Origin of the sequence: Singulisphaera chitinilytica (assembly GCF_049331405.1) — a bacterium.
GTDB lineage: Bacteria > Planctomycetota > Planctomycetia > Isosphaerales > Isosphaeraceae > PoT.
In genome coordinates this window covers 7,444,402-7,467,891 of sequence record NZ_CP186274.1, presented here as the reverse complement: position 1 = coordinate 7,467,891, position 23,490 = coordinate 7,444,402, and the positions used below count along the sequence as shown (strand labels likewise).

General features: G+C 64.0%; 18 protein-coding genes. 6 read left to right on the top strand and 12 right to left on the bottom strand.

Going from position 1 to position 23,490, the window contains the following annotated elements; genetic code table 11:
• Positions 1–33 precede the first annotated feature (33 nt).
• The 10 genes from ACOYYX_RS29140 to ACOYYX_RS29095 all read right to left on the bottom strand — a co-directional run bounded on the left by ACOYYX_RS29140 (position 34) and on the right by ACOYYX_RS29095 (position 13,383).
• Positions 34–2,367 carry an exo-beta-N-acetylmuramidase NamZ domain-containing protein gene (locus ACOYYX_RS29140; RefSeq protein ID WP_422926224.1) on the bottom strand — a complete coding sequence of 778 codons (2,334 nt, stop codon included), beginning with the start codon at positions 2,365–2,367 and terminating at the stop codon, positions 34–36.
• 1 nt (position 2,368) lies between these two features.
• The gene (locus ACOYYX_RS29135) at positions 2,369–3,868 is read right to left on the bottom strand and encodes a sodium:solute symporter (protein WP_422926223.1); all 1,500 of its coding nucleotides are present in this window, start codon (positions 3,866–3,868) and stop codon (positions 2,369–2,371) included.
• 56 nt (positions 3,869–3,924) lie between these two features.
• Entirely contained in the window at positions 3,925–6,045 is a 2,121-nt protein-coding gene (locus tag ACOYYX_RS29130; protein ID WP_422926222.1) for a vWA domain-containing protein, read from the bottom strand.
• 67 nt (positions 6,046–6,112) lie between these two features.
• The gene (locus ACOYYX_RS29125) at positions 6,113–6,247 is read right to left on the bottom strand and encodes a hypothetical protein (protein WP_422926221.1); all 135 of its coding nucleotides are present in this window, start codon (positions 6,245–6,247) and stop codon (positions 6,113–6,115) included.
• A 51-nt stretch (positions 6,248–6,298) separates the two neighbouring features.
• Positions 6,299–7,189, bottom strand: a complete 891-nt coding sequence (locus ACOYYX_RS29120) for a DUF58 domain-containing protein (RefSeq protein WP_422926220.1) — start codon at positions 7,187–7,189, stop codon at positions 6,299–6,301.
• Positions 7,186–7,746, bottom strand: coding sequence for a hypothetical protein (locus tag ACOYYX_RS29115; protein ID WP_422926219.1), 561 nt, complete (start codon positions 7,744–7,746; stop codon positions 7,186–7,188). Before ACOYYX_RS29115 ends, ACOYYX_RS29120 begins: the two co-directional genes overlap by 4 nt.
• 18 nt (positions 7,747–7,764) lie before the next feature.
• Positions 7,765–8,127 (bottom strand): hypothetical protein, encoded by a 363-nt coding sequence (locus ACOYYX_RS29110; protein ID WP_422926218.1) that lies wholly within the window; start codon positions 8,125–8,127, stop codon positions 7,765–7,767.
• A 44-nt stretch (positions 8,128–8,171) separates the two neighbouring features.
• The gene (locus ACOYYX_RS29105; protein WP_422926217.1) at positions 8,172–9,206 is read right to left on the bottom strand and encodes an AAA family ATPase; all 1,035 of its coding nucleotides are present in this window, start codon (positions 9,204–9,206) and stop codon (positions 8,172–8,174) included.
• Positions 9,207–9,348: 142 nt separating this feature from the next.
• A complete protein-coding gene (locus ACOYYX_RS29100) occupies positions 9,349–12,435 on the bottom strand; it encodes a glutamine amidotransferase (RefSeq protein ID WP_422926216.1) in 3,087 nt (1,028 codons plus the stop codon).
• 27 nt (positions 12,436–12,462) lie between these two features.
• Entirely contained in the window at positions 12,463–13,383 is a 921-nt protein-coding gene (locus ACOYYX_RS29095) for an NHL repeat-containing protein (RefSeq protein WP_422926215.1), read from the bottom strand.
• A 151-nt stretch (positions 13,384–13,534) separates the two neighbouring features.
• On the opposite strand from ACOYYX_RS29095, the gene ACOYYX_RS29090 reads away from it, so the two are divergent.
• On the top strand, positions 13,535–13,840 hold the full coding sequence (locus ACOYYX_RS29090) for a Rieske (2Fe-2S) protein (protein ID WP_422926214.1): 306 nt from the start codon (positions 13,535–13,537) through the stop codon (positions 13,838–13,840).
• A gap of 33 nt (positions 13,841–13,873) precedes the next feature.
• Here the strand turns inward: ACOYYX_RS29090 and ACOYYX_RS29085 are convergent, their stop codons facing one another.
• The gene (locus ACOYYX_RS29085; RefSeq protein ID WP_422926213.1) at positions 13,874–14,755 is read right to left on the bottom strand and encodes an MBL fold metallo-hydrolase; all 882 of its coding nucleotides are present in this window, start codon (positions 14,753–14,755) and stop codon (positions 13,874–13,876) included.
• A gap of 331 nt (positions 14,756–15,086) precedes the next feature.
• On the opposite strand from ACOYYX_RS29085, the gene ACOYYX_RS29080 reads away from it, so the two are divergent.
• From ACOYYX_RS29080 to ACOYYX_RS29070, 3 genes are read left to right on the top strand one after another with little or no spacing between them, the layout of a single operon-like run.
• Positions 15,087–16,220 carry a PfkB family carbohydrate kinase gene (locus ACOYYX_RS29080; protein ID WP_422926212.1) on the top strand — a complete coding sequence of 378 codons (1,134 nt, stop codon included), beginning with the start codon at positions 15,087–15,089 and terminating at the stop codon, positions 16,218–16,220.
• 53 nt (positions 16,221–16,273) lie between these two features.
• Positions 16,274–17,020 (top strand): hypothetical protein, encoded by a 747-nt coding sequence (locus ACOYYX_RS29075; protein WP_422926211.1) that lies wholly within the window; start codon positions 16,274–16,276, stop codon positions 17,018–17,020.
• A 23-nt stretch (positions 17,021–17,043) separates the two neighbouring features.
• Positions 17,044–18,291, top strand: coding sequence for a hypothetical protein (locus tag ACOYYX_RS29070; protein ID WP_422926210.1), 1,248 nt, complete (start codon positions 17,044–17,046; stop codon positions 18,289–18,291).
• Between the two features lie 23 nt (positions 18,292–18,314).
• Here ACOYYX_RS29070 and pdxA read toward each other — a convergent pair whose 3' ends face one another.
• Positions 18,315–19,382 (bottom strand): 4-hydroxythreonine-4-phosphate dehydrogenase PdxA, encoded by a 1,068-nt coding sequence (gene pdxA / locus ACOYYX_RS29065; protein ID WP_422926209.1) that lies wholly within the window; start codon positions 19,380–19,382, stop codon positions 18,315–18,317.
• Between the two features lie 613 nt (positions 19,383–19,995).
• Between pdxA and ACOYYX_RS29060 the strand changes: the two genes are divergently transcribed.
• Positions 19,996–21,792, top strand: a complete 1,797-nt coding sequence (locus tag ACOYYX_RS29060; protein ID WP_422926208.1) for a TIGR03960 family B12-binding radical SAM protein — start codon at positions 19,996–19,998, stop codon at positions 21,790–21,792.
• A 96-nt stretch (positions 21,793–21,888) separates the two neighbouring features.
• Positions 21,889–23,481 carry a hypothetical protein gene (locus ACOYYX_RS29055; protein WP_422926207.1) on the top strand — a complete coding sequence of 531 codons (1,593 nt, stop codon included), beginning with the start codon at positions 21,889–21,891 and terminating at the stop codon, positions 23,479–23,481.
• Positions 23,482–23,490 lie beyond the last annotated feature (9 nt).

The following is a 23,490-nucleotide window of genomic DNA, read 5'->3' as shown; positions in this document are numbered from 1 at the left end:
GTCTGTCGATCGACTTGAAGACTTCGAGATCTCTCAGGGGTAGAGAAGATATTTGACTCGCACGGCCTTGAAGGCCTCGAGTTCGGCCTCCCAGAGCCGTTCGATCTCGACTGCGGATTTTCCTTCGATGAGGGCCATCTGGGTCGCCCGGTCGGTCATGAGCTTGAGCATCCCCTCGGGCTTCCATTCCTTGGGATACATATGGTGCAGAGCGGCCGCGAATGAGATCCCGAGGTGGACCGGGTCGAACCGGCTCCAGTCCGAGATCGAAATGAGCACGCCACCGCAATCCTGGCCCGCGTACTGACGCTCCTTGGGGGAGAATCGGACCGGCAGGAACCTGGCTCCGGGGATGTTCTGAGCGTTCAGATACGAGGCGAAGGCACGCGGGTCGATCCAGGGAGCCCCGACTCGCTCGAACGGCGTATCGGTCCCCCGACCGGTGGCCAGGTTGGTCGCCTCGAGCAGGCCGATCCCGGGATAGATCAGGGCCTCCGTGAGGCTCCGCATATTGGGCGAAGGGTTCACCCAGAGGAGGCCGGTCTTGTCGTAGAGGTCGCCGCGATGCCAGCCCTCGCAGGGGATGACCGTGAGGCCGGCCCCGATCTTGCGCTCGGTGTTGTAGAGCCGGGCGAGTTCGCCGACGGTCATGCCGTGCCGCACGGGCAACTCGTGGTAGGCGATGAACGAGGCCAGATCCGGGTCACGCACAGGTCCAGAGACCGCGAGTCCGCCGATGGGATTGGGGCGGTCGAGGACCATCACCGCCAACCCCTTTTCCCTGGCGGCCTCGAGAACGAGCCCGAGCGTGCTGATATACGTATAATAGCGAACGCCGATATCTTGAATGTCATAGACGAGCACGTCGAGGCCTTCGAGTTGCTCCGCGCTCGGCTTGCGTGTCTTGCCATGGTAGAGGCTGTGGATCGGCAGGCCAGTCTTCTCGTCCCTGCTGTCGCCAACATTCTCTTTATCGAGCAGGCCTCGGATTCCGTGCTCCGGGCTGAAGAGTTTGACCAGGCGGACGTCAGGCGCGGCGAAAAGAAGATCGATCGCAGCCTTGCCAGTCTTGTCGAGGCCGGTGTGATTCGTGACGAGGCCGACCCGCTTGCCTTTCAGGGGTGCGAACCCCTGTTTGACGAGGACGTCGAGGCCCGTATCGACAGGACCTTCAGACGATTCAACAACCGGAGTCGGCGGGGCAGGACGATCGGTGATCGACTCCGCCGCGATGGTGGCGACCTGGCCTCGAAGCTTCGACGGGGATGCGGCCCGCCCGTCGGGATGGAGCCGGCTCGACAGGATGACGACCGCCATGTCGGTCTCGGGGTCGATCCAGAGGCTCGTGCCGGTGAATCCCGTATGCCCGAAGCTCCGGGGACCGAAACGCTGACCGCGGAGCGAACTGAACGGAGTATCCACGTCCCACCCGAGCCCGCGACGTTGCCGAGCGGGGGTGTCGGCGGCATCCGTCATGGCGCGGACCGTCTCGGGCTTGAGGATGACTTGCCCGTCTCGGGTCTTGCCCAGGTCGAGGATCATCTGAGCATAGATCGCAATGTCATCGGCAGTGCCGAACAGGCCGGCGTGCCCGGCGACCCCGCCCAGCGCACGGGCCCTCGGGTCGTGGACGACGCCCCGGAGCAACGCACCCTGGAACTTCTCGGTCGGAGCCGCCCGAGCCGGATCGGTCGGGAGGAAGCGAGCCTCGATACCGAGGGGCTTGAAAATATGGGCCGCGGCGAATTCGTCGAGCGGGCTGCCCGAGACGCGCTCGACGATCTTGCCGAGGATCATGAAATTGACGTCGCTGTAGAGGAACTTCTCGCCGGGATTCGACAGCAGGTCCAGTTCGGCGATCTTCTTCCAGGCCTCGGCCGGGCCGTCCTTGAAGTCGCCGATGGGATTGTCGGCGATGAGCCCGGTGCGATGCCGCAGCAACTGCTCGAGGGTGATCGCCCCCTTGCCGTGGTTGTCGAACTCGGGCAGGAGTTTGGCCAGCGTGTCGTCGAGGTGCAGCCTGCCCTGATCGACCAGGATCATGATCGACGTCGCCGTGGAGATCGGCTTGGTCAACGATGCGAGGTCGAACATCGTATCCCGCGTCAACGGCTCGGGGGTCGGCTCCACGACCTTCTGACCGGCCACAACGAGATAGGCGATCTTGCCGTGGCGCGTCACCATGATGACGGCCCCCGGCACCTGCTTCTTCTCGATTGCCTCGGCCACCGCACCCTTGATGGCGTCGAGTCGCGAGGCGTCGAGACCAACCTCCGCCGGCTTAACCTCGGGGAGCGGCTCCGCGCGGACCGAGGCGTTGGCCAGCATCAACGATGCGGCGAGGAATGCGAGTCTGGTGAAACTCATATCAAAGTTCCGATTCGAGGACGGGCTTCGGCTCGGCGGAGGGCTCGCCGCCGAGGAAGAGGGTGTCGACGAGGACACCCGTCGAGACGACCGTGGACGAACCGATCAACGCATACCAGGGCCATGCCAGTTGCGTCCCGAATTTGGCGAACGAGACGGCGGCCAGGCCGACGAGCAGGCCGGCCAATGCGGCGGGCTGCGGGACCTTGGTGAAGATCCCGAGAAGGAAGAGTCCCAGCACGATCCCCGTCGTGAACGAGGCGATTGCCAGGGCGTTCACGACGACGTTCTCCTGGAGTTGGGTCGCTCCCAGTGCCATCGCCATCTGCCCCAAACCCCAGACGGCGGTCAGGCCTCGAGACACCCACAGGAGGTGGCGATCCTCGGCGTTGGGAACCAGCGGGCGATAGATGTCATTCACCGTCGTCGCCGCCGAGGCATTCAGCGAGCCCGAGAGCGTCCCCATCGCGGCGGAGAAAATCGCAGCCACGACGATGCCCAGGAGCGGCGTGCGGAGGTTGTGCACGATGAAGTAAGCAAACTCCTGGTCCTTGGCGAGCTTGCCCCCTACGTCGGTCGGCGGGAATTCGCGGAAGAAGACGAAGAGGCCGGCACCGATCAAGAGGAACAGTGCGAACTGGGCGAAGACCACGAATCCGCTGGCGATCAATGCTCCGGCGGCCTGCCCCTGAGATCGAGCCGAGAGATAGCGCTGGACCATCAACTGGTCTGCGCCGTGGGTCGCGGTGTTCAGCACCATTCCGCCGAAGAGCCCCGCCCAGAATGTGAAGGCATTGGAGGGGTCGAAGGCGAAGTTGAACATCCGGAATTTATGGGCGGCCGACGCGACCGACCAGAGCTCCGGCCATCCCCCAGGCAGCTTGCCGACGAGGATCGAGAGCGAGATCAGGGCGCCGATGATGTAGATGTGGAACTGGATGACGTCGATCCAGATGACCGCCTTCATCCCACCGAGGAACGTGTAGACGATCGTGGTCAGCCCGACCGCGAGGATCGACAATTCGATCGAGCCCCCCGTGATCACCTGGAGCACCCTGGCGGCGAGGTAGAGCCGCAGGCCGTCGGCCAGCACGCGCGTCAACAGGAAGAGGATCGAGGCCGTCGTGCGGGTCGCGCCACCGAACCGGTTCTGCAAGACCTCATATGCCGTGAAGATCTCACCGCGGAAATACGAGGGGAGGAGTAGAAAGGCCACCAAGAACCGCCCGACGAGATAACCGAGCGGCAGTTGCAGATACGTGAAATCCCCCCGATAGGCGATCCCGGGCACACTCAGGAAGGTCGCCGTGCTCGTCTCGGTCGCGACGATCGAGATCATCACTGCCCAGGCGGGGATGTTGCTCTCGCCGAGGAAGTAGCCCTTGAGCTCCTTCGACTTGGAGCCCATCCAGGCGCCCAGCCCCGTGCAACCGGCGATGTAGAGGACGATGATGACCGTGTCGATCGGCGAGAAATGGAAGGCGGCGAGAACGGGGTGCATACGGACTCCGGGCGGGGACAATTCCGGCGGGCGCGGAGGCAGCGGGAGAGGCCGGCCTAGATGTAGACCCGCTTATTATAGATGTACCACTCCAAAAGCAACACCCCGAGAGCCAAGACGGCCAATGGCTTCCACCAATCCTTGCGGGCGGGCCTGGGCCGGGCCGTCCCCGCCACCGGGTTATATCCGATCTTGATCTTGTAGTTCTCGGCCTGCGAGGAGGTCGCGGGCACCCCGTCCGGGACGAGCCCCCGTGTGGCCAGGTCGCTCTCTCGCATGTCGAACTGATTCACCGCGAATGCGAGATTCCCCTCCGGATCCCAGCTTGCCCGATAGATCCCCGTCCGATCCGTCTGGTTGTCGATGTACGTCCCCTGCGGCGTCCTCGAGAGCGTCTCGACCTTGTCCGAGGGTGATGTGACTTTGATCTTGTCCTTCGCCCCCTCGGCCCGAAGTACCACGGGCTGTCCAGGGAGGTGGACATCCTCGCCCGAAGACTCGCGAGCATTCCCGAGGAACTGGAGGCTATTGAATAGGAACAGGGGGAAGCTGATGTTCCGATACCAGTTGGTGTTGAACTTGTCGCCGTCCATGAGCGGGAATGTGACCACGGCATCGGAGAACCCCTGCCGGGGCGCGATGAAGGCAAGGGCCCCGCGATCGCTCTCGATCAGCTTCGTCGACCCCGGCGGCGGCTCGACACTCGTCGCCTTGAGGATCGCCACAGTCGTGAGGTCGCGCACGAATTGGAGCAGGGGATGCCCCGAATCCCAGTCGAGGATCACCGGCTGTTCGACGGGCTTGGCATTGGCGTAGGCGGGGCCGGGGGGTAGGACTCCGAAATAGAGGGCATTCGCCTCCGGAGGCGTCTCGGGGCGGAAATTGTCATAAATGATGAGGTCGAAGCGGCCGGCGCGGATCTCGCGGCCAACCTGATCGGCCTTCGCCTCCTCCGGTGTCAGCACCGTGACATCGGCGCGTTCGACCGCCGTCGGAGTCTTGAGGGTATCGGCCAGGTAGCGATTGCCCGAGGAGATCAGGAGGACCTGGGCCTTCCTGGGGTTCCCGACGATGGCGAATGCGTGGTTGTCGAGGTCGAGCGAGTCCTTCTCGGTGAGGCGCACCTCGAGCTCGGCCATGCCGGCGTCGGGGAGGTCGAACTTAAACGACTGGTCGTCCTGAGGGCCAAGTTTGAGGGCGATTGCGTCGACCAGAGTCCCCGGCTGCCCCGGCTTCTTGGGATCGAGCCGGAAGAGCTGGGCTTCGGTCGAGACCTCCGTCTCCCGGTAGTTATGCACCCGGCCGAAGACCTGGTACATATCCGGATGCTCGTCGTTGCGTCGTGTTTGGAGCGCGAGGATCGCGACGTTGTCGGAGGGGTTCTTGCCCTTTTCCCCGCTCGTCGGGGCGGTGGGAGCTTCTCCGGGGGTGCCGACGGGCGGCGGCGGGGGCCCGATCACGACGACCTCGGGCTCGAGGTTGCCGAGGCTGAACCCCTCAACATCGGCGAAGCCGCCGTCGGTGTAGATCATCAGCTTGGGCGGGACCACGGCGGTGGCGACCACCCCTTCGCCATACTGCTTGGACGGGTTCGCAAGGCCTGCTGCGACCTGCAAGGCCTCGCGCAACGAGGTTGAGGACTCGCTGGGCTCGATCGAATCGATCCGGCGATTGAGGAGGTTCCGATCGGACGTGTAGTTGGAGACAACCTTGGCCCGGTCGGAGAAAGCGATGACCATGGCCAGGTCGTCCGACTCCATCGAGGCGATGACCTTCTTGGCATCCTCCTTGGCGCGGGCGAGTCGGCTGGGCTTGATGTCGGTGGCCGACATGCTGGCCGAGTTGTCGATCGTGATGACGTAGCGCTGGCCGGGGGTCGTTGTGCCCTGAATCCTCGGCCCTGTGAGCGCCAACATCGCGAGACCGACGGCGAGGAGTTGCAGGAAGAGCAGCAGATTCTTCCGCAACCGTTGAAACAGACTATTCACATGCAGGTCTTCGAGGCTCCGCCTCCAGAGCAGGGTACTGGAGACCTGCACGGGCCGCCGACGCAGCTTGAGGAAGTAGAGGGCGATGATCCCCACGGGGATGCCCGCCAGGGCCGCCCAGGCCATCCCGCTCAGCGGCGAGGCGAACTGAACGGGGAAACTCAGACGGCTCAGGCTGCCCCAATTCATGGCGTTTCGACCTCAACTCGTGCGGTTGGCCTCGGCTCAATTCCTCGGATGACTCACGAACGGACGATTAAAGTTCCGACTCCGGTTCCAGCGTGCCCGGTCGCTCGCCCTTGCGCTTGCGGATCATCGTGTAGAGCAGGTAGGCAACCAGGGCCGCGGAGACCCCGTAAAAGATCCAGGGGTCTTTCAGATTGCTGAGCATCGCCGCCCATCCTCAACGAAACAAGTTTCAGGGTCACACCAGGGCCCATCGTCACTTCACGAGGCCGCGCTGGCGGAGGTAGTTCAGGATCAGTTTATCGAACGGGTTGTGATTCGTCGTGAAGATGTAGGTGATCCCGCGCCGGGTGCACCACTCCTTGAGCCCGCCGACGAACGCGTTCAGGTTGTCCTTGTAGCGCTTGAGCAGCGGGGCACTGACGCTGATCTCGGCGATGTCGTCATCCTCGCAGTCGACGAGGCGGAGGTCCCCCACGAGTTCGGGCTCGACCTCCTCGCGGCTCAAGACGTGGATGACGTAGATGTCCATGTTCCGGGCGAGCAGGTACCGGAGGGCGTTTTCATAGCCATTCTTATCGAGGAAGTCGGAGATGACGACCACGATCCCCTTGCCCGAATGCTTGATCGCGAACGACTTGGCCGCAGCCGTGAGGTTGCTCGACCCCGAGGCCTTGAGCTGCTCGAGGTACTGGACGACTCGATACATCTGGGAACGGCCGCGGACGCTCGATAGCCCGGTGGCAAGCCCCGATGTGAACGTGTCGAGCATGACCCGGTCGTGATTGACGAGGCCGATGAACGAGAGGGCCGCGGCGACCTGCTTGCCGTATTGCAACTTGGTCGGGTCGCCGAAGTCCATCGACAAGCTCGTATCAAGGAGAGTGTAGAAGTGCAGATCCTCTTCCTCGAGGAAGAGTTTGAGGAAGAGCTTGTCGAGCCGCCCGAAGACGTTCCAGTCGATGTGCCGGAGGTCATCGCCGATGGAGTAATTGCGGTGGTCCGCGAACTCCACCGAGGAACCTCGCCGCTTGCTCTTGCGCTCGCCCTTCATGCGGCCGACGAAGATCTTCCGGCTCACCAACTCGAGCTGTTCGAGCCTGTGCAGGAACTCAGGGTCGAGCAGGGGGGTTTGGATCGTGCTCATCGTGCGGTCGGTTCCCGGAGGCCGTTGTCGGCGAAAGCAACGCGGTTCGTCGTCTCGAGAGGTTGTCCGGCGCCTTGCGCCGGGCCCGCCTCGGCCCGATCCCATCGATTTCGAGCGAAGTAGCAAGCCAACTCGCCCCCGGCCAAAGCGAGGAAAAAGGCGGCCTGGGAATGGGCCGTGACCTGCAAGTAGCCGGTGGTCATCGACGAGGTCGGCCGTACGCTGAAGCGGTTGACCCCGATGTCGCCTATCGCCCAGAAGCTGATGAGATCCATCACCTTCGTCGAGAAGAGCAGGGTACGAGTTCCGAACTCGGCCCCAGGGCCGAGACTGAACAAGAGGTAGATCCATCCCGTGATGGCGAATCCACCCCAGAAAGTCTTGAGGGGATCTTCGCCGTACTTCGCCCCGATGGTGGCGACGATGAGCGAAAAAAACGAGATGCTGAAAATGAGGCTTGCCCAAAGCTCGCCCGCGTTCACGTAGGCGAGGAGGTCCACGGCCAGGATCGCGATCAAGGTCATGACGACCGAGAACGACCAGCGTTGTTGCCTCATCAGCAGCCTCCGGGACGATTAGCCCGCCCAGTCCGACACATAAAAGAGCACGAGCATCAAGACGGTGGTGATCCCCAGGCCGATCAGCCAGGGGACGAGTGCCGCCAGGAAGATCGTCCAGCGTGCCCTGAGCCCGAGCGAGTGCCGCCTCTGCAGGAACCCGAGTGCGGTGAACCAACTCTCGAGGATCACGAGCGTCCCCCCCATCGCCGTGATCAGTGCGACGGTCGTCTCCGCCTGCCAGGCGACCATGGAGACGATGAAGAGGGTCGCGCAGAGGGTGATCAAGCAGACGAGGTCCCCCGTCTTGAGGTCCAGCCTCTCGGACTCGGGGGGGTTCCAGGCGATGGGGGCCGGCGGCGGATTGTAGATGTCGTGCATGGTGTAGTCTCCTCGGCGTTGGCCCTGCGACTTCCTCCAGTGGATCAGCCGGCCTTGGCCACGGGCGCGGCGAGCTCGACCTTCTCGGGCACGGCGTCGAGGACCTTGAGCAGGACGTCATCCGGCTCGATCCCCTCGGCCTGGGCTTCGAAGTTGAGCAGGACGCGGTGGCGGAGGCTCGGAAGATACACGCGTCGCAGGTCTTCGAAGCTCACATTGTAACGTCCGTCGAGCAGGGCGCGGACCTTTGCCGCCAGGACGAGGGTCTGCACGCCGCGGGGGCTGCTCCCCCAGCGGATGTACTGGTTGGTGACATCCGTGGCGAACGGGCCTTGCGGATGAGTCGCCAACGCCAGCCGAACGGCGTAATCCTGGACGTGGGGGGCGATGATGACCTCGCGGGCCAGGGCCTGCATGCGGATCAGGGTCTCGCCGTCGATCACCTTCGCGGCCTGGGGTTTTTCCCCTCGGGTTGTGCGATCGAGGATCGTGTTCAGCTCCTCGCGCGTCGAGTAGCCAACCACGAGCTTGAAGAGGAAGCGGTCGAGCTGGGCTTCGGGGAGCGGATACGTCCCTTCCTGCTCGATCGGGTTCTGGGTCGCCATCACGAAGAACGGCTGCTTGAGCTTGTGGATCGTGCCGCCGACCGTGACCGAATGCTCCTGCATGGCTTCGAGCAGGGCCGACTGGGTCTTGGGGGTCGCACGGTTGATTTCGTCGGCCAGGACGATCTGCGAGAAGATCGGCCCCCGCTGGAACTCGAACACGCGGCGACCGTCCGGCCCTTCCATGACGATGTTCGTGCCGAGGATGTCGGCCGGCATCAGGTCGGGGGTGAACTGGATCCGGTTGAAATCGAGCGAGATCGCGTCGGCCAGGGTACGAACCAGGAGCGTCTTGCCGAGGCCGGGGACCCCTTCGAGCAGGGCGTGACCGCCGACGAAGAGGCAGGTGAGGACGCCATGGACGATCTCGTCGTGCCCCACGATCACCTTGGCGATCTCGCCCTTGACGCTGCTGTAGGCCGACCGGAACTCGTCGGCCCGGGATTCCATCGTGGCGGCATCGGCGGTAGCCATCGCGTATCGTCCTCGCTTGTTGATTCGGAACCTGGAGCGTGAGAGTCGCGTTCCGTGTGTTGCTGGCCGGTCTCGAGGCTTTGTGAGTCGAGTTGGACCGACGTCTTCAAACTGAGATGACACCAGGTGCATGTGTCCGGGATCAGGATTGCCCTTCCTTCTTGTCCCGATCTTCCCAGACGCGCTGCTTGGCCTTGAGCAGTCGATTGGTATAGCTCTCGGGCTCGGGGGCCTTGGGAGCGTCGGGGCCGAGGCCGGGGCCGGCCGGGGTCGTGCGAGGCGGTCGGCTCGCATCGGTCGGGAGCTTGCCCTCGATGACTTCCTCGCCGCTCGTAACGGCCTCGCCGGAGGCCGGCGGGGGTGCCTCGTATCGGGTGGCCGACCGGGAGCGATCGAGTTGCTCGCTCACCTCGGCCTTCTTGCCCTTGAGCTTCTCCATGTACTCGACCCGCGGTGCCACTTCCTGGCCTCGCAGCTTCTTCCACTGGTCGGAGAGCAACTTGCGCATCCGATCGAAGTCGGGGGCGACACGCCGGACGGCCACGTCTCCGAGGAAGAGGAAGGCCGAGAGCCAGAGGAGCGTCGGCCAGAGGTCTGCGAAGGCTCTCGGATTCATCAGGAGCGGATCCCGGCGGAAGTGGTCGACCGAGTCGACCGTGCGTTGCAGATCCGTGCGGCCGTCCTGGCGGAACTTCCAGCTACCGACCTCGCCATCGGTCAGGCTCGCGATGGTCTCGAGGTTCGCCGGGTTCGAGCGGAGCTCGCGGTATTCGTCCGAGTACGGCACCGAGACGCCCGAGGAGATGAAGCCCTGGACCCCCTCGGCCCCTCGATATCCGAGGTTCACGAAGTAATTGCCACTCTGCTCGGCGTTGTCGATCGTCGCCTCGTACTTGCCCGGGGCGGTCTGGACGAGTTCCAGACTCGACCGCTTCAGGTCGGGGCTCAGCACGCTGCCTTGCAGTTGGAGGAAGTTGAGGAACTGGTTTTCCTTGTCGAGGGCGTCGACGACGACCTTGATCCGGCCCTCCTCCCGGCGCACGTTCAGGGTGAGGTTCCCCGGGTCGACAGGCCGCATCGACCAGCGGATGACCTGAGACCAGAAGGCGGAGTAGCTTTCCCAGTCGGGCCAGGTCTTCGCCCAGCGGCGGCCGGCGTCGGACGTGAAGGCGACCGAGCGGCCGAGGCCATACGTCCAGTGGGCGAGGAGCGGGTTGACTTGCCCCGCGGGGAGCGGAGAGGTCAAGGGGGCCTCGACCAGCTCGTTCTCCTTGAGGCTCGTCAGCACGAGGCCGTTGATCGGGGGGACTTCCGCCGGCAGGCCGATGACCGGCTCGCTCAGGTAGTTGACCTTCGGGGCCCAGGGCGCGGCCTGCTCGAAGATCAAGGGACGCGAGATCGTCCGCGCCTCCTTCTGATAGATCCGAGGCAGGGCACGCGGGTTGGTGACGTTGTAGAACCGGCCTTTCGTCCGATTGGCCAGGTTCCTCATCACGCTGAACGCGCCGAGGTCGTTGCCATGGGCGGCGGTGAGGACGGCCGTCACCGTGATCTTGTTGGCGGCGAGTTGGTTGATGACCTGGGAAGTCGGCGGCGTCGGGTCGCCGTCGCTGATGATCACGATATGCCGGGTCATCGCATCCTTCACACCCATCAGGCCCTTCATGGCCATCTGGAGCGAGGGGTCGAAGTCGGGCATGTCGCCGGGCGTCATGCGATCGATGGCTCGAAGCATCGTGGGACGCCCGCCGCCGATCGGCCTCAGGGTAAAGAGCCAGGCCTCCTGGCCTTCCCAGTGGAGCATCCCCGCATAGTCGTAGGTCGAGAGGGCGTTGAGGGCCGCCTTGGAAACGACCTTCTGCCAGTAGTTGCCCTCAGCGATCTCGCTGGCGTGCATGATCATGACCATGGCGCCGATCCCCTGGACCTTGAGCGCCTTGATCTGCATATCGACGGGTAGGGCCTTCTCGACGGGGGTGTTCATCCAGCCCCCCGCGCCGAAGCTTTCGCGACCTCCCAGCATCACCAGGCCCGCCCCCATGTCGCGGACGTTCGACTCGAGGAGTTGATGCTGGGACTCGGTGAACGCGTCCTTGGGGACGTTCGCCAGGATGACCGTGTCATAGGCCTGCAGTTGGGCGATATCTGTCGGGAGCGGATCCCCGCCGACCGCGCCAGAGCCGTCGATCTTCGGGGCGACCAGGGTCGTCACCTCGAGCTTCTTCTCCCTCAGGGCCCTGACCAACTCGACGTGCTCGCCGGCCGTACCCTCGATCAGGAGGACCTGGGCGGTCCCTCGGGCATGAGTGAATCCTTCGGCCACGTTGTTGATGGCGCGACGGTCGCCGCTGTTTTCCTCGGGGACGAACTCGGCGGTGAACGTATAAAACTTGGTCTCGTTGATGAGCTGCTTGAGGTTGAAAACGTTGATCCCGCGCTGGAGCTCGACCTGCTGTGGCTTCTCGTTGCCCGGGGCGGGGGCGCGGTAATTGTCGGACTTCTGGAAGATCTGGAGCGTCCCCCTGGTCGGCTCGCTGGCCCGGATGACCACGTTGATGTTGACGGTCTCCCCCTTCTTCACGTCGGGGGGGATGGAGACCTTTTCGACCAAGACTTCGCGGTCGTAGTGGTATTCGAGCGGGACGACATCGATCTGGATCCCGAGATTCTTGGCGGCGATCGCTTGCTCGAGCGCATTCCCGCGGTTCTCGTTGCCGTCGGAGAGGACGACGATGCGTCTGGCCGTGTCCTCGGGGAAGGTCGCGAGGGCAAGCTTGATGGCCGAGGCGAGGTCGGTGTACTCGGGGTCGATCTGGCTCTCGATCCCGAGGATGTTGAGTTCGGTCGGGGCGGGAGGAGACTCCACCCGAGGCCCCTTGCCGAAGACGATGACGCCTGCCATGTCATCCTTGCGACGCTTCCTCGACGCGGCCGAGACGTACTCGAGCGACGGCCCCTGGAGCTCTCGCGGGACGCTCTGCGACCCATCGACCAGGAACATCGTCGTGAGCCGATCGCTGCGCCGGACTGTTTGCAACTCGGCCAGCGCCAGCACGATCAACGTGATGACGCCGGCCCGGAGGAGCAGCGCCAGCGCACGCCGGAAGGTCCCCAGCCCGGAGAGGCTCCGGTAACTGACGAGAATCAATGGGGGGATGATCAGTGGCAGGAGGATCAACCACCAGGGGCGTCCCACCGTGATCGAGAGGTTCCCGAGCATCGTCGCCATAACCTCCCCGCAGCGCCTCTCGACCGATCAGAGGCGGAATCGTTGCACGCGATGATTGTTCGAGTCGATGACCGACACGGCACCTTTGCCATCGACGGCCAAGGCGAAGGGGTTGTTCAACTCCCCCTTGCCGCGCCCCGCGCGTCCCCAGACGCCCAGCGGCCGGCCATCGAGCGTGAATTTCTGCACGCGATGGTTGCCGTATTCGCAAACGTACAAAACATGATCGGGCCCGAGGGCCAGGTCATAGGGATACGAAAGCTGACCGGGGGCCGAACCCCTCGTCCCCCAACTCTTCAGCAGCTTCCCTTGCGTGTCGAACACCTGGATCCGGTGGTTGCAGCTATCTGCCACATAGATACGGTCCTGCTCGTCGATCGCGAGGGCGCGAGGCTTGAGGAACTGGCCGAGGGCATAGCCATGCCCCCCCCATTCGCGGAGCCACTCTCCCTTGGGGGAGAAGACCTGGATCCGGTCGTTGTCGCCGTAATCCGCGACGTAAAAGTTACCGGCCTTATCGATGACGACGTCCGTCGGATACCCGAACCGGCCGGGCGTGGTCCCCTGGACCCCGTCGCCGATCTGGAAGAGGATCTCCCCTTCCGGCGAGTAGACGAGCACGCGATAGAAATGCGTGTCCGCGACCAGCAAACGTCCGAGGCGATCGATCGTGAGGCCGCTCGGCCCGTCCACGTTGAAGTCGGGGGTCCGCCAACTCCGGATGAATTTCCCGTCGCGGTCGAAGACCTGGATCCGATCCGTCAGGTCGGCGAGATAAAGATGATCCTGGGCGTCAAACGCCGCGACTCGCGGTTTGTGCAACCAGCCCGGGCGAGTCCCGTGGATGCCCCAGACCAGCTCCGGCAAGGCACGCCCTCCCAGGTCGCAGCCGCTGAAGGCCAAGGCGAAGGCGGCAAGCCAGAGCCTCCCAAGAGGTCGCACTAACATGCTTCGACCAGTTCCTCGGCCCGACTGAGGTGGAGCGACGCGCCTCACGTGCTGTAGACTCTACATGGGCGGAAACCTCCGACGCAAGTCCTAGGCACTTCGTTTTTTTTATGGTGACTTCGCCCCGGGCACGAGAGATGGGCTGTGGTTCATGGCTGAGTTCGTGAAGGTCTGCAAGGACGAGGAAGTGGTCGAGGGGCGGGGCCTGGCCGTGGAAGTCGAAGGGCTACGGATCGCCATCTTCAAGCACGATGGCGAGATTCACGCCCTCTTCGGGCGCTGTCCGCATGCCAATGGGTCGATGGGTATGGGCTGGATCGAGGAGGGCGAGGCCGTCTGCCCCCTCCATCGTTGGCGGTTCAAGCTTTCGAGCGGGCGCTGCACGACGGTCCGCGGCGAGTCGCTGCATCGGTTTCGCAGCGAGGTCCGCGATGGCGACGTCTGGGTCGAGGTCTGACTCCCTCGACCCAGAGATCAGAAGTCTCCAGCCTCAGAGCCAGACTTTCAGGCGGCCGTGGAGCGACTCGGGGAGTCGCTTGTCGACGATCCGCTGGATCTGATCGGGGTGGAGCCTCGTGCTGAAATGCGAGGCGACGATCACCTCGTTTTCGAAGCGATCCGCCCGCGCGATGATATCGTCGAGGTGCGTATGCCCAAATTTGTGAATCACTGAAGCACGTTCGCCGGGCGCGACGAACGTCATCTCCATGATGAGGATCTCAGCCCTGTAGATCTCGGGAAGCACGTCGAGCCCTGCCGGTGCCGTGTCGCCAAGATACGCGACCTTGGGCAGGCGGATCTCCGACGAGACCTCCGTGCCGGCGAGCCGTAAATCGCGAATTTCCTCTCCCGAAAGCTGCGAGTATTCCCGCTTCAGCTTCTTGCGCCGTTCCCAGACAAGGAACCCGAGCGAAGGCACCGTGTGCTTCGTTGCGAACGCCTTGACCACTAGCTCGCGCGAGAGCTCGATCTCGTCGTCGGGCTGGACCGGGATGAGCTTCGCGGGCAGGCGACCGCGGTCGAGGCGCTGGAACGCCCGGAGGAGCATCTCGACCCCCTCGATCGCATCCGCCGGCAGATAGATGGTCGGGGGCGTCATCTTCATCATCCGACGCCTGGCGACGTAGACCGGGAGCGCGGCGAGGTGGTCGAGGTGGGCGTGGGAGACGAACCAGGTCGGCGTGGACATGAACGACCAGGGTTGAGCGCCCAGGTCGAATCCCAGCTTCAATTCGGGGATCCGCCAGTAGGTCTGGACCGCCGCGCGGGAGTAGCCCTCGATCGTCAATCCCTTGTGGACGAGGGAACGGACCGGGGCGTTGTCGACCGGGTGATCAAGCGACTCAACAGTTGTATCCAAGTCCGAAGCCAACGACCTGCTCCTCGAAATCAAAGTAAATACGTCCCGGCGAGTCCTACATCACCCGGATGGAGACCCTTGAAAATCGCCCGGCATCCCCGCAGATCTGTTGCGGGGAGGTCAATCATGGTCAAATTCGTCCGGGATGGTTCCCCGACACTGGCAAGGGGATCCGTCCATCCCCGAATCGCGGTGCGACCTCTTGTCACATCAGGCGGGGCTGCTCGCTCTCCGACCATATCACGCGGTCAAACCCCGGAAACTTCGGCGCACCTCGTACCCGTCAGTATAATCAGTTTCCGGGAGCAAACGATACGTGGGTCGGAGCGGAACGATCGGCAGCATGGCACCTCGCATCCTCGTCTTCGGACCCGCGTATCTCGACCGGGTCCTCCACGTCGACCGTCCTCTCGTCGATCCTCAATCCAGTCCCCCACTCGATCAGAGCGTGGACGGAGCCTGGAAGTTCGGGGACGGCCTGACGCTCGTCGACCCGAACGGCTCCGAGATCCTCGTGTCCCTCCCTAATGACTGGCCTGGACCCAACGGGACGATCGAGATATCGGGACCGTTGGGAAAAGGTTTACGCCCTCATCAGCTTCCGGTCGAAGGCCTCTCCTGGCACGACGATCTCGGCGGTATGGGAGCCGGCTATGCGGCTGCATTCGGCGGAGAGCTAATTAGCGCCCTTGGATCCGACAACGATTCAATGAGCCGATCGATCGCGGCTGAGGTCGCCAGCCTGGGGATCGTACACCATCCTTCTCGGCTCGATGAGCAACCGGCGGATTGGACCTTGCTCGTGACGAGCGGCCGATTCGGCGACAAGCTCCCCATCGGCTTTCGAGGATGTCACGCCCGCTGGAGTTTGCCCGAGAGGTGGCTCAACGAACCGTGCGACCTCAGGGTCGTCGCCGCGCTCCCCAACACCTTGGCCTCCCAGACGCTAAGAGCCAAAGGCGCCGCCATCCGCTTCTTCGCCCCGACAATGCGGAACATGACCGATCCGATTTGCCAGGTCGCGGAGTTCGCTGACGAGATCGACATCCTGAGTTGCAACCGCCATGAGTGGGAAAGGCTCCCAAATCGCGAGCAAATCGCCTGGCGGGTCTCGATCCTCTCGATCACCGACGGAGAGAACGGGGCCGAAGTTCGATTCACGAGCCCGACCGGAGAGCCGGGCCATGTGCATGTCCCGGTTTTTCCTCGCGAACTGCCTCCGCGAGATACGAACCGCGCCGGGGAAGCGTTTGCGTCAACCCTCGTCAGAACACTCCTGGATCACGGCTGGAGGTCCGGGGTCATCGAGGAAAGCCTGATCCGCAACGCGGCCGAGAGAGCAGCGGCGGCGGCGGCCCTGGAACTCGACATGCTCCGGTTCGGGTTCCCAAGCCCGACGGAGGTCGACAGCGCGTTGGCCTCGGGCCGAATCCCGGCTCCGGACCGACCCGAAGACGAAACGGCCGATCTGCGATAGAATCCTCCACAAGTCCAGGTATCAAGGCCCTGAGCCGTTAAGGATCGTCGGATATGAGAGGCATCAAAGCGGGTCTCGTCCTCATGCTCGTGGCGACCTCGGTCGTCGCGACCGCTCGGTTGTCTCTCAAGGCCCAGGACCACGCCCCCCATCGCGAGCCCAAGCAGGGCCAGGATCAGGTTCAGAACCAGCCCAAGACGGTCGTCTCGGACGGCGGGGAAGCGAAAACCATCATCGAAGGGGCCGTCGCGACCCAACCCGACCTCCCGGCTCCGCACCACCACCCGACCGAGCATGGCCCGTCAGTCGTCGATGCCCTCGAGCGCCCCTTCACCTTGCCGTTCGGCACCCCGACCCGTTTGGAGGAGGCCTGTGCCCATCTCCGACGGATCCTGCGGGCGCCGGTCGTGCTGGATCGGGCCGCCTTGCATCGAAAGGATGTGAGGCCCGATGACCCGGTGGAACTCGACCTCGAAGGCGTTCGGCTCAAGGTCGGTCTCAAGCTCCTGCTCGATCAGGTCGGGCTGACGTACAAGGTCGTCCCCGAAGACAACCTCCTGATCATCACCGACGAGCAGGGGGCCGACGACCCATTGAGACAGGTCCAGGCCGAGTTGAAGTCGCTCCACCGCGACCTGCATGACGTCCAGGATGCGGTCGACGACCTGCGTGAGGCCCTGGGACTGGAAGGTGGACCAAGGATGCGGAAGCCGACGATCATCGAGGAACTCCCGGAGCAGCCGGCCGAGAAGAAGCCGGATGCCGTGGAGCCACAGTCGCGTTCGCGTTCCGGGATCTGAGCTCGAGGAGCCAACGACGCACGATGTTTTCCGCCGCCCAAGTCGCAGCATTCCTGGGGGCCCTTGCCACGGCCCAGGCCCGACAGGTCCAGCGTCGTCGACCCATCGCCACGAAGCAATCGTTCTGGTCCCGCTGGCTCTCGGAGCCCCGCAACGCGGTCTTCCTCCTCCTCGCCACGTCCATCCTCTTCGGCGGCGGACGCAAGCTCCACCACGCCTGGCGGGCACGCAAGGCCGTGGGCCGGCTGTATGAAGATAACCTCGACGAGGCGGCGATCCTCCAGACCAGCGAATTCGGCCGGGCCGGGGTCATCGACCTCTTCCGCATCCTCGGGACGGGGGAGACTGAACGGATCCGAAACGCCGCTGGCCAGGCCCTCGCCCGCCTCTGGGCCCAGGACGAGTTGGTGAAAGAAGAGGAGATCGCCCTCGTCCGTCGCGGTTTCCAGGTCAACTGGAAGGCCCGGCGCCGCTACCCCCGGGCGCTCGACGCCCCCTTGCCGATACGGGTGACCTACGGAATCCCGTTCCTCGAAGAAGGAGGGCAGGGAATTTCCCCTGAACAACTGGAATGGTCCCATCGGATCATAGGGGCAAGACGCGCAGCACTCGAGGAGTTCTCACCCTGGCGGACTGGCCTCCAGGAGCACCTCTTCACGCTCATCCCCACCGACTTCGAGACGAACGGCCCGCACAAGCTCGTGCTCCAGGTGCGGGTCCGGACCGTTGGCCTGACGGAGTCTTGGGAGATCGAGCTACCTCACATGCCCTTCCAGTTCGAGTTCGACCCCAGGCTCGCCCCCGAATCCCTCTTCGCCCAGCACGATTCCGCGCGAGTGGCCTCCATGAACGGCGCGTTGGGATTGAACGAGGTCGAGCCCGACGACGAGGCCCCCGCCCGCTATCTCTCGCTCAACGACGAACTCGCGATCCGCAATCCACCGATGATTTCGATCGCCCCTTCGCTCGCCTCCGACCTGGCCCATCAAGTCGAGGTCGCCTTCGAAGGTGTCGAAGGTACCTTCCGATCGGGCTCGGTCATCCTCAGTACCGAAGATGCCACCAAGTTGGTGGAGAGCGAACATCAAGGCTTCGAGCTCACCAGTTTCGAGGGATTCCCGATCGACGCGATCGAGCGTCCCGGCACCCTGAAGATGAAGCTCCTCCTCAAGGCCAACCCCCATTTGGGCTGGGCCGAACCGAGCATCCGATCCATCTGGCCAGGAACTATCGAGACCCGTTGGGTGGAGGTGCGAGTCGTCCGGCGATAGGACGCCGGACGACTCGCCCGACCTCAAGTGGCCGAGGCCGTCGATTGGTTCAGTTTCAGTTGGCGGTTGCCCCAGACGAGCCTGGCGGCGACGCGCACGGCCTCAATGAGACTCGAGGTCTCGGCTGTCCCGTTCCCGGCGATGTCATAGGCCGTGCCATGGGCCACGCTCGTGCGGATGATGGGCAGCCCCAGGGTCACATTCACGGCCCGGTCGAATCCGACCGTCTTCAGGGCGACGTGTCCCTGGTCGTGGTACATAGCGACCACGGCATCGAATTCCCCCTGAATGGCTCGATTGAAGAGGGTGTCGCTGGCGATGGGCCCCGTCACGTCGATCCCTGCGGCGCGGGCCCGGGCCACGGCCGGCTCGATGATGCGCGTTTCCTCGTCCCCGAAGAGGCCCCCCTCGCCGGCGTGGGGATTCAGGGCCGCGACCGCGACGCGAGGCTTCCTCCCGCCAGTCAGCGGGAGCAGGGCCTGATCGGCGAGTGCGATCTTCGATTTGACGGATTCCTCGGTGATCAGGTCGAAGACGCGTCGTAGGGCCACATGCAAGGTAACGTGGACCACGCCGAGCCCCGCGTCCCCCGCGCCGACGGGCGGGCCGACGTAGAGCATCATGGCGTGGTCTTTGACACCGCAACGCTCGGCGAGGATCTCCGTATGCCCCGGATGATCCACGCCTCCGGCGTGCAGGGCTTCCTTGTTCAGGGGGAGCGTCGTGATCGCGTCGATCCGCCCCGCCAGGGCCAGGTCGACCGCCTTGGCGAGATAGTCGTAGGCCGCCTTCCCCGCGCGGGGGTCAACGCGCCCCATCCGTACGCTCGAAACGTCGATGCTCGTCCCTTCGAGGCAGGGGATCACCTTGGCAGTCGGCTGGGCATCCTCGGGGTTCTGGATCTCCTGGATCTCGGCGCGGCAGCCCACGCGATCCAGGGCTCGCTCGAGGACCGTTCGGCTCCCGACGACGAAAGGGCGGGCCAGGGCACGGAGCGGCGTATCGCCCCAGGCCCGAGCGACGACCTCGGGGCCAATCCCGGCGACGTCACCGAGCGTCAGGGCCACGAGCGGGCGGTCATCGTTGGGCATCACGAAAGTGCTCTCGCCGCCCTTATCTCCAGCAGACTTGCGTCGATCGTTCATGGACCAGTCACTGTTAATGGGTCGCGATCTTTTGGGGAGGGCCGACACGGCTCGGAGCGTCCGTGGCGGAGCGTGGAGTGGTGGGGTCGCGGGTCGTCCGGTGCGATTCGTTGGACTGACCGCAGCCGGCGAACATCGCATTCGCGGCCATCATTATGGGTAGCAAAGCCAGCCATCGGGGCATCCTCGCCGCCCGAGGGTTTTTCATCGGAGTGTCCTCGACCACGTCAACTCGGAGCATCATCGGGCGGGGCTCTTCGCTCTTCCTTGCTGTCATGAGTCCCAATCGTACACCCTCAGGACAATCCTCCGGAAGGGCTTGAGCCTCACCTGCCCCTCGACAACGAAGGGATTCGAGGAGAGTCAGCGTCCTCGAAATCGACAGGTTGACGAGCGTACCTATTCGTTCCCAGGCGACTTAGGTTAAGATGCAATTCCTGCCCAAGCGACGCGGCAAGGGAACGATCACCGGCTTCAACGGTCTCGGAAGAAATCAACACGGATGCCTCGGCAGGAACAGGGCCGTCGTCCCCTGCCTCTCGTCGCGGAGCCTCGAACCATGCTGAATCAAGAACTCAAGAATTTCGTGGTTTCGCGTATCTTGCCGAGCATCACCACGCCGGCCCAGTACGTCGGCGGTGAGTTGAATAGCATCCGCAAAGACCACAGCACGACCAAGGGCACGATCTGCCTGGCGTTCCCCGACACCTACTCCCTGGGCATGAGCCATCACGGGCTCCAGGTTCTCTATAGCTTGATGAACCAGCAGGGGTGGTCCTGCGAACGGGCCTTCACCCCACTGCCGGATTTCGAGAAGGCCCTCCGCGAACACAACCTGCCGCTCTACACGCTCGAGACCTTCACGCCGCTCAATAAGATTGACGTCGTCGGATTCTCGCTCCAGTACGAGATCTGCTACACGAACGTCCTGACGATGCTCGACCTGGGCGGGATCCCTCTTCGCGCCGAGGATCGCGGCCCGGACGACACGCTGGTCATCGCCGGCGGCCCGGGAGCCCAGAACCCAGAGTTACTCGCCCCTTACATCGACCTGTTCGTCATCGGCGACGGCGAGCCCAGCCTCCCGCTCGTCTGCAAGCTCTGGAAGTCCATGCAGGGGGATCCGACCCTCTCGCGTGAGGACAAGCTCGCGAAGATTGCCTCACAGGCGAACTGGGCCTACGTCCCCCGTTTCTATGAGCCCCATTACGACGAAGAGGGGATCATCACCGAGATCGTCCGGCTCCGCGACGACGTGCCCGACGCGATCAAGCCTTGCGTGATCCAGGACCTCGAAGGGACGCCGCTCCCCACGGCCCCGATCCTCCCCTTCGTCGAGACGGCACACGACCGCATCGCGATCGAGATCATGCGAGGATGCCCCTGGCAGTGCCGCTTCTGCCAGAGCACCGTCATCAAGCGTCCGCTCCGTTATCGGACCGTCGAGACGATCGTCAAGTCCGCGCTCGAGAGCTATCACAACACCGGCTACGACGAGATCAGCCTGCTTTCGCTATCGTCGAGCGACTATCCGCATTTCGAGGAACTCGTCACCAGGATGAGCGAGGTCTTCACCCCCCTCGGGGTCAAAATCTCGCTTCCGAGCCTCCGCATCACCGAGACGCTCAAGAAGATCCCCGCGCTGCTGGCCGAGGGGCGTCGTGGTGGGTTGACCCTCGCCCCCGAGGTTGCCCGCGACGACATGCGAGAGCAGATCCGCAAGCCCATCGATAACCAGGACCTCTACGACGGCGCCGCCGAGGCCTTCCGCCGCGGCTGGCGCAAGGTGAAGCTCTACTTCATGTGCGGCCTCCCCGGCGAACGCCCCGCAGACCTCGACGGCATCATCGAGATGGCCGAGAAGATCGCCTGGATCGGCAAGGACGTGACGGGCCGCTACGCCGAGGTCGTCGCCAGCGTCTCGAACTTCGTCCCCAAGCCCCACACACCCTATCAGTGGAACGGGATGCAGACCCGCGAGTACCTCCACTGGGCCCACAAATACCTGCGCTCTCGCGTTAGGCTACGCACCGTGACCGTGAAATGCCACGACATCGAGCGGAGCATGCTCGAAGGTATCCTGACGCGAGGCGATCGTCGCGTGGCCATGGCTCTTGAAGAGGCCTGGAAGCGCGGGGCCCGGCTCGACGCCTGGAGCGAGTACTTCGACGTCAAGCGCTGGTGGAAGACCTTCGACGACCTCGGCATCGACGTCGCCTTCTACAGCCAGCGTCAACGCCCGCTCGAGGAAGTGCTCCCCTGGGATCACATCCACGTGAAGAAGGGCCGCGAGTATCTCGCCAAGGAGCAGACCCGGTCCATCATCCAGCTCGAGGCCATGGCCGGAGCCGTCTGACGGGGATCGAGTCGCCGGGCAGGATTCTCGTCGATTTGAAGGACGGAATCCTGCTCCTGGATTTTCTGTTTGGAGCGGGCCTGGAATCGATGCTTCATGACTGAGACATCGGAGGACGCCGTCGGGGCCAAAAACTGGCCCTGGATTTTGCTGACGTTGAGCCTTCTCTGGACGGTCGCGATCCGCGTCCCGCTGATCCTCAACGCCCAGACCCACCTCGACAGCGACCTCGCCGTGGACGGTCTGACGCTCAAGGACACCGTCGCAGGACATTGGCGATGGCACTACCCGGGCACGCCGTATATCGGCAGCTTGCCGGTCCTCTTCTCGCTCCCCCAGGCCCTCGTCTGGGGAGCGAATCCCATGACGCTCGTGACGGGAGGGACCGTCGCCTACCTGGCGGTCGTTGTGCTGACGTTTCTCCTGGCTCGTGGGCTCTTCGGCCCGGTCACGGCATCCTGGTGCCTCGTCCCCTTGACGTTTGTCTCGACGGGAACAATCTGGCTCTCGGGGCGAGTGACGGGCGGCCACCTCACGGCGGTGGCGTGGCATGCCGGGGCCTTTGCCTTGTTTAATGCGGTTCTGACACGCGGGAGGATCCGAGACGCCCTCGCGCTGGGACTTTGGTGCGGGCTCGGCCTCTGGGTCGACTCACTATTCCTGGTGGCACTCGCCGGCCTGATCTTTGCCGGCGTCATTGCCTGGAGCTCTGCGGGATTTCCTCGTCGCGGATTCGTCCTGGGGCTCGTCGTCGTGGGTTCGCTCCTGGTCGGTCTCCTGCCCAGGGAAATTGGCCGACGCGTGGATCCGTATGATGCCTACAACGAGCAGTTCCAGCCGATCTATCAAGGTGACGTCCTGGCCGAACACGCGAGGATCTTGACTCTCGACTGCTTGCCCCGGCTCGTCGCCGGGCACCGACTCTTCGGCTTCCAGTCCGACCCCAGCCCCGCGTCACTGTCCTCCTCGGCCCCGATCGAGGCCAGGAGTGATTTGCACCCGCTGGCCATCGGCGTGACCGCTGTTAGCCTGATTTTCTTCGCCCTAGGGCTGACCAGCCTGATGATACCGGGGCGATTCACGAGTTCGGGGGCCTCGCGGGCCGTGATCCTGGCGATGGCGATCTCGACCGCCGCGACTCTGGCCGGCTTCCTTTTAAATCGAAATATTTTCAATTCAGATAACTACCGTTATCTCATCGGGCTCCTCGTTCCGTTGTCGCTGGGACTGGGACATGCGCTGAGTCGGCTGTCGGCGGCGGGGAAGGGGGGGCGTTGGGTCGCGACGGCGGGGGCCCTGGTGTTCGCCCTCCTCATGACCTGCGACACGGCCCGTTGGTATACTCGCTTCGGTTGGATTGATGACTGGTGCCGGCCGACTCGAAAGGCGTCCAACGACCGGGCGCTGGCCTGGGTCAACGACCATCCGGAAATCGGCGAGTTCCTGGGCGGATACTGGGACGTATATCGACTCGCGTTCCTCGCGAATCATGCCGTCAAGGGCGTGCCGTACCCCGTCTTCCCCAACCGGTTCCCCGACGAGTCGTCGCGCGACGAAGCCAGGCATCCGAAAATCCTCCTCGTACGCCCGACGGCGCCCGAGGCCCAGATCTTCCTGGACAAGGCCTTGCGCGACGGGGGTCGGCTCCTGACCCGCGAGCGCGGATTCCTGATCGTCTCCTGGCCCTAACCTTTGGAA